Annotated in this window: 5 protein-coding genes and 1 pseudogene; 4 read left to right on the forward strand and 2 right to left on the reverse strand. The window is 73.1% G+C overall.

Going from position 1 to position 6,735, the window contains the following annotated elements; all coding sequences use genetic code 11:
* Positions 1-19: 19 nt before the first annotated feature.
* Both QEZ54_RS26245 and QEZ54_RS26250 read left to right on the forward strand, forming a co-directional pair.
* A pseudogene (locus QEZ54_RS26245) lies at positions 20-121 on the forward strand (arginase family protein); the annotation flags it as partial.
* A 275-nt stretch (positions 122-396) separates the two neighbouring features.
* Positions 397-2,004: a hypothetical protein gene (locus QEZ54_RS26250; RefSeq protein ID WP_281307376.1), complete on the forward strand. Its 1,608-nt coding sequence runs from the start codon at positions 397-399 to the stop codon at positions 2,002-2,004.
* A gap of 69 nt (positions 2,005-2,073) precedes the next feature.
* Here QEZ54_RS26250 and QEZ54_RS26255 read toward each other — a convergent pair whose 3' ends face one another.
* On the reverse strand, positions 2,074-3,087 hold the full coding sequence (locus QEZ54_RS26255) for an LPXTG cell wall anchor domain-containing protein (RefSeq protein WP_281307377.1): 1,014 nt from the start codon (positions 3,085-3,087) through the stop codon (positions 2,074-2,076).
* A 276-nt stretch (positions 3,088-3,363) separates the two neighbouring features.
* Between QEZ54_RS26255 and QEZ54_RS26260 the strand changes: the two genes are divergently transcribed.
* Both QEZ54_RS26260 and QEZ54_RS26265 read left to right on the forward strand, forming a co-directional pair.
* Positions 3,364-4,614 (forward strand): enolase C-terminal domain-like protein, encoded by a 1,251-nt coding sequence (locus QEZ54_RS26260; RefSeq protein WP_281307378.1) that lies wholly within the window; start codon positions 3,364-3,366, stop codon positions 4,612-4,614.
* Positions 4,611-5,459, forward strand: coding sequence for an NAD(P)-dependent oxidoreductase (locus QEZ54_RS26265; RefSeq protein WP_281307379.1), 849 nt, complete (start codon positions 4,611-4,613; stop codon positions 5,457-5,459). Before QEZ54_RS26260 ends, QEZ54_RS26265 begins: the two co-directional genes overlap by 4 nt.
* A gap of 124 nt (positions 5,460-5,583) precedes the next feature.
* Here QEZ54_RS26265 and QEZ54_RS26270 read toward each other — a convergent pair whose 3' ends face one another.
* Entirely contained in the window at positions 5,584-6,603 is a 1,020-nt protein-coding gene (locus tag QEZ54_RS26270) for a LacI family DNA-binding transcriptional regulator (protein WP_281307393.1), read from the reverse strand.
* Between the last annotated feature and the right edge of the window lie 132 nt (positions 6,604-6,735).

The raw sequence follows: 6,735 nt of genomic DNA on the forward strand, positions 1-6,735 counted from the left end.
TCGGTGTCCGGGTCATCCGATGAAAAACAATCTTACGGACAGCTACGCCCGCGCCGACGTGGTGATCCTCGGCGCCCCGTTCGACGGCGGCAGGTCGCACCGGCCCGGCACCCGCTTCGGCCCGTCCGCGGCAGCGGCTACGCGGCCTGGAGGCGCTGTCCGGCCTGGCCCGCGCCCGCCGCGGCACCCGCGACGGCACCGCCTGGAACCCCGCCACCCCGCTGCTGCGCGACCGGCCCGACCGGACGCGGTGACCCCGTCTTCACGTTCCCCGCGCTTTTCCGTTTCCCTGCTCTGGCGCGTATCGCATACGCTGCGCGCGGCCCGCGGTCCGGCGGGCCCGCACGGAGCGGACCGCAGCATGCGGTCGGCTCGCAGTCAACGGGGAGGACATCAATGGCTGCTGCGCGCGTACGCGCAGTCTCACGCATCCTGGCCACCGCCACGGCGGCCACGGCACTGCTCGCCGCGACGGCCGCACCAGGCGCCGCGGCCGCGAATCCGAAGATCGCCTTCTCGGGCATCTCGTTCGCCACCGACCAGGTCGACACCACCACCGGCGGCACGACCGTCACGCTGAACTGGACGGTCACCGACACCTCGACCACCGCCCGCGACCTCAGCGGCAGCGTCTACGTGCAGCGCTACAGCGGCACCACCGCGCTCGGGCCAGTCGAGCAGATCCGGTTCAGCCTCGACGGCGGCTGGCCCGTCGTCGGGCCGTCCGCGGGCGACCTCGCCAGCTCGTCCTACGCGTACGACCTCCTGGTGACCGAGTACGGCCCGGCCGCGCCGGTGACCTACCGCGTCACGAAGATCACCGCGACCGACGACCAGGGCACCACCAGGACCCTGTCCGGCGACAGGATCAGCCCGGCGGCCGTGCTGGCCGCCACCCAGTCCCCCGACACCGCGCCGCCGACGGTCGAACGGGTCTGGCTCGCCGCGCCGACCAGGACCGAGATGTACGACGCGGGCTCCGGCGTGACCCTGCGCTACGGCTTTCAGGTCTTCGACGAGCCCGGCGCGGGCTTCTGGAAGGGCCGGCTGGTCCTGGACGGTCCCGGCACCACCGAGATCGTCACCCCCTTCACGCTGGTGGACAGCGGTGACGGCTACCAGCTCTGCGGCAGCGGCCAGGTCTGGGGCGACATCTGGTACGTGGGTTGCGACCTGCCGGTGGCCCTGCCCGCGGGCAGCCCGACCGGCGAGTGGAAGGTCAAGGCGCTGAGCCTGACCGACCGGGCCGGCAACACCAAGCGCTACACCGGCCCCCTCGACGCGCCGACGGTGCGGGTCACCCGCGACGAGGCGATCGTCGCGAGCGGGTTCGCGCTGAACCCGACCGAGGTCAACAACTGGCGCGAGTCGGTCCCGACCCAGCTGACGTTCACCGCGAGCGGGGTGCAGGGCCAGCTGACGGCGACCGTCGTGGCCGACGGTTCCTGCTCGGCCTGGAACCAGGTGCTGACCGAGGGGCCCGCCGGCTCGTACACGCTGCCGTTGATCGTCGGCCGGCTCAACACCAGCTGCACCGTCGAGGGAATCCTGCTCACCGACGCGGCCGGGTCCGTGTCGGTGTACGGCGCCCACTACGGCGGCCCGGCGCTCGACCTGCGGGTCACCCGGGTGCCCGACACCGCCAAGCCGGTGGCGGTCTCGGCGGCGCTGAGCCGCACCGAGGCCGCGCCGGGTGACCTGTTCAACGGCATCAGCGTCGACGTGGTCATCGACGACGTGACGCTGGCCGAGGTCAACGGGTTCTCGACCACGATCTACAACTCGGCCGGCTACCCGGTCGGCGGCGCCAACGGCGGTGTCCACGTCGAGGCCGACGGGCACGTGTCGCTGCCGGTGTACTTCCAGAGCCTGCCCGCGGGGACGTACACGGTCGGCTTCCGGCTGAGCACCGCGGCGGACAACAGCTCGTACTGGGGCTACCCGAACGGCAGCACCCCGGCTCCGTCCGGGCCGCTGGTCTTCACCAGCCTGCCCGCGGCCTGACCGCTGCCACCTGCGACGAAGGCGCGGCCCTCCGGTCTCCCGGAGGGCCGCGCCTTCGTCTTCAGTACGTCAGGCGCCCAGCATCCGGCGGCGGCGCATCGAGATCAGCAGGGCCACGCCCACGCCGATCAGGGCCAGGCCGGCCACCACGATCGAGGTGACCGCGGTGCCGGTGGTCGGCAGCGAGTCGCCCGACGGGGACGGGGACGGCACCGGAGTGGTCGGGTCGGCCGACCCGGACGGGCTCGTCTCAGGCGAAGGGCTGCTCTCCGGCGACGGCGACGTCTCCGGGGACGGGCTGCTCTCCGGTGACGGGGTCGCCTCCGGGGACGGCGTCGCCTCGGGCGACGGGCTGCTCTCCGGCGACGGCGACGTCTCCGGCGACGGCGACGTCTCCGGCGACGGCGACGTCTCGGGCGAGGGCGACGTCTCGGGCGAGGGCGAGGTCTCCGGCGACGGCGACGTCTCGGGGGACGGCGTGGCCACCGGGGACGGGCTCGGCGAGACCGACGGGCTGGCCACCGGCGACGGGGTCGGCGAGGTGGGGGTCTCGCCGCCGGGCGAGCGCGACGGCTCCGGGGTCGGCGCGGTCCAGCAGGTGTGGGTCACCAGCAGCTTGAACTCGTCGGCCTTCTTGCCCTTGCCACCGCCGGTGCCGTCCGAGACGACCTTGGCCTGCGCGGTCTCCAGCTTCCAGCCCGCAGGCACGACGACCCAGGCCAGGTGCTTGTTGGTCTCGTTGGCGAAGCCGTTGGGGTAGCTGTCGGCGTCGTTGTCCTTGAGGTACGTGGTGGTCTCGACGCCGCCGTGGGAGAACGTCGCCCACATGCCGACCGTGGTGTCGAAGATGTCGGGGGCCACGTTGAAGACCCAGCCGTCGAACCCGGCACCCAGGGCGCCGGTCTCGGTGCAGTCCTTGGCGAAGTCCGAGTCGTTGGCGTAGGTGCCCTGGTGAGCGGACTTGAGCACCGCGTTGTACGGGGCCGTGGGCGAGTCCGCGATGGCGGGGATCGCGACCAGGGCGACGCCTCCGGCAGCGGCCACAGCGCCCGCGATGACCGCGGCGCGCCAGCGCTTGTTCATGTGATGACTCCGAGGGGGTAGTTCAGCAGGCCAACCTCGTCATCCTTCCGAAAGCCGTCACCGACCGTGATCGCGTCGACGGTCCGGATCAGTGACCCGTACCGGCCACCTGACCTGGGCCTTTCGGTCAGGCCTGTGTCACGGGCGACGTCGTCCGGACGAGCGGAGTCCGCCGTACCGCGCGCGCGTATGATCGTTCGCGCCGGGCCCGGCCGGTCCGGCACTCCGTACGCACCTCCGCTCGGTGCCATACGTCATAGCGAAGGACGGTCCTCCATGCGGGAGACCCAAGCGCCGTGGCCGGCCCGTGACGGTCTGCGCGTCACGTCGGTGCGGGCCATCGTCACCGCCCCCGAAGGGCTGCCCCTGGTCGTGGTGCGCGTCGACACCAACGACCCCGGCCTGTACGGCCTGGGCTGCGCCACGTTCACCCAGCGCTTCCACGCGGTGGTGGCCGCCGTCGACCAGCACGTCGCGCCGATGCTCATCGGACGGCACCCGGCCGACATCGAGGACATCACCCGGATGGTGCACCTGTCGTCGTACTGGCGGGGCGGGCCGGTGCTCAACAGCGCGCTGTCCGGGGTCGACCAGGCGCTGTGGGACATCGCGGGCAAGCGCGCCGGCATGCCGGTGTACGAGCTGCTCGGCGGCCGGGTGCGCGCCGCCGCCGACACGTACCTGCACGCCGCCGGGCCGACCGTCGAGGCGACCCTGGAGCACGCGCGGCAGATCCTCGCCGACGGCTACCGGCACGTGCGGCTGCAGGTCGGCGGCCCCGGCCTGGGCACCTACGGCGCGGCGGGCACCCCGAACGCCTACCCGGACTCGCCGTACCCGGACGGCTGGGACGTGCAGCAGTACCTGCGGGACACGCCGAAGCTGTTCGCGGCCGCCCGCGAGGCGCTCGGCGACGAGCCGAACCTGTGCCACGACGTGCACCACCGGCTCACCGTGAAGCAGGCGATCGGGCTGGCCCGCGCGCTGGAGCCGTACCGGCTGTTCTTCCTGGAGGACCCGATCCCGCTGGAGCTCTACGACCGGCTGCCCGAGGTACGCGCGGCCGCGCCCATGCCGCTGGCCGTCGGCGAGCAGGTCGCCTCGGTCGCCGACGCGGCCCGGCTGGTGCACGGCGGCGGCGTGGACATCATCCGGCTGCACGTGTCGGCGATCGGCGGCCTCACCCCGGCCCGCAAGATCGTGGCGATGTGCGAGCTGATGGGCGTCGGCACGGCCTGGCACGCCCCCGCCGACGTGTCCCCGGTCGGCGCCGCCGCCAACGTCGCGCTCGACGTGACCAGCCCGGCGTTCACCATCCAGGAGGGCCACCTGTGGCCCGACCCGGTGCGCGAGGTGTTCCCCGGCACGCTCGACCCGCGCAACGGATACCTGTACCCCAACGACGCCCCCGGCTGGGGCATCGACCTCGACGAGACCGCCGCGGCGAAGTATCCGCCGGTCACCCACCTGCACGAGCGCTGGGCGGCCAAGGTGCGCCGCCCGGACGGCGGGATCGAGGCGCCGTGACCGGGCACCAGCCCCGCCGCGTCCTGGTCACCGGGGCGGCGGGGCGGCTCGGCCGCGCCACCCTGGACCAGCTGCACACCCGCGGCGTGGCCGCGACCGCGCTCGACCTGACCGACCCGGGCGACCTCAAGGCCGACCGGGTGCTGGTCGGTGACACCTCCGACGTGGACACGGTCCGTGCCGCGCTGTCCGACGTGGACGCGGTCGTGCACTGCGCCGCGATTCCGGCCCCGATGCTGGACACCCCGGAGAACGTGTTCGGCGGCAACACGCGCGGCACGTTCACGGTGCTGGAGCAGGCCGGGCAGGCGGGCGTACGGCGGGCGGTGCTCGCGGGCAGCCAGTCCGCGCTGGGGCTGGCGTTCGCCCCGGTGCCGCTGGCCTTCCACTACCTGCCCGTGGACGAGGCGCACCCGCTGCAGCCCGCCGACCCGTACGCGCTGAGCAAGCAGGTGGACGAGGCGACCGGGGCGATGATCGCCCGCCGCTACGGCATGACCGTGGTGTCGCTGCGGTTCCCACTGCTCGGCGGCCTCGACGAGCGGCTGCCGGTCTACGCCGCGCGCTTCGCCGAACGGCCGGAGTGGGGTGCGGCCTCGCTGTGGGCGTACCTGGAGGACCGCGACGCGGCCGCCGCCAACTGGCTGGCACTGACCCGGCCGCTGACCGGCTTCGAGGCGATCCAGGTCGCGGCACCGGACACCCTAGCCCCGCAGCCCACCGAGGAGCTGCTCGACCGCTTCCACCCGCTGGTCCCGCGCAGGGCCGCCTTCCCCGGCCGCACCGTCCCGCTGGACCTCCGCCGAGCCACCACCCTCCTCGCCTTCACCCCCCACCACCCCTGACGGGGGCACGCGCCGCGAGTGCGGCTGCAGTTTCGGGGAAACTGCAGGAATCTGGACCCGATTCGTGCACTTTCCCCGAAACTGCACCCACTCGCGGCGCCGCGGAGTCCGCGCGGGCGGCGGGTCAGGCGCGCGGTGGGGCGGCGCTGTCGCGGATCACGAGTTCCGTGGCGAGTTCGACGCGCGGGCTCTCGATCTTCTCCCGCTGGGCCAGGCGCAGCAGCGTACGCGCCGCGAGCAGTCCCATCTCGGCCAGCGGTTGGCGGACCGTGGTCAGCGGCGGCGACGACCAGCGGACCTCGGGCAGGTCGTCGAAGCCGACGACGCTGATGTCGTCGCCGACGCGCAGTCCCTTGCGGCGGATCGCCTCGTATACGCCCAGGGCCATCTGGTCGCTGGAGGCGAAGATGGCCGTCGGCGGCTTGGCCAGGTTCAGCAGCTGGGTGCCGCCCGCGAAGCCCGACTCGTGGTAGAAGTCGCCGGGGTAGATCAGCTTGTCGTCGGCGGGCAGCCCGGCGGCGTCGAGCGCGGTCCGGTAGCCGTCGAGGCGGGCGCGGCTGCACAGCAGCTGCGGCGGCCCGGCGATGAACCCGATCCGGCGGTGCCCCAGACCCAGCAGGTACTCCGTGGCGCGCAGGGCGCCGTTCCAGTTGGTGGCGCCGATAGTCGGCGCCTCCTGCGGCGGGACCCCGGCGGGGTCGACGATGACCACCGGGATGTTGAGGCGGCGCAGCTCGGCCTGCAGCGGCGGCTCCAGGGTCGAGGTCACGAAGATGACGCCCTCGGACGCGCGGGTGCGCAGGTTCTCCAGCCACTGCTTGGCCGAGGACGATTTCCGGTGGATCGCCGACACCACGGTGCCGACTCCGGCCGCGTGGGCCACGTCCTCGACGCCACGGATGATCTCGACGGCCCAGGGGCTGTCCAGGTCGGGGAAGACCAGATCGATCAGGCCCGAGTTGGTACGCATCGCGGGCGCCCGCCGCCGGTAGCCGTGCCGGGTCAGCAGCTCCTCGACCCGCTCGCGGGTCTGCGGCGAGACGTCGGAGCGTCCGTTGATGACCCGCGACACGGTGGGCACGGAGACGCCTGCCTCGCGGGCGATCGCCGCGATGGTGACCTTGCGGTTGTCGTCGACGCCCACGGTCGTCTCCTTCGTCATCACGCCAGCCTACGCACGGAGGGTTTCCGGGCGTCGAGCTCCGGTGCCGCTGCCTCGGACCGGAGGAGATCACGGAAACCTATCGCAAACACGCGCCGTACACCTCAGCCCTTC

It is taken from the genome of Catellatospora sp. KI3, from assembly GCF_029948125.1.
Classification (GTDB): Bacteria; Actinomycetota; Actinomycetes; order Mycobacteriales; family Micromonosporaceae; genus Catellatospora.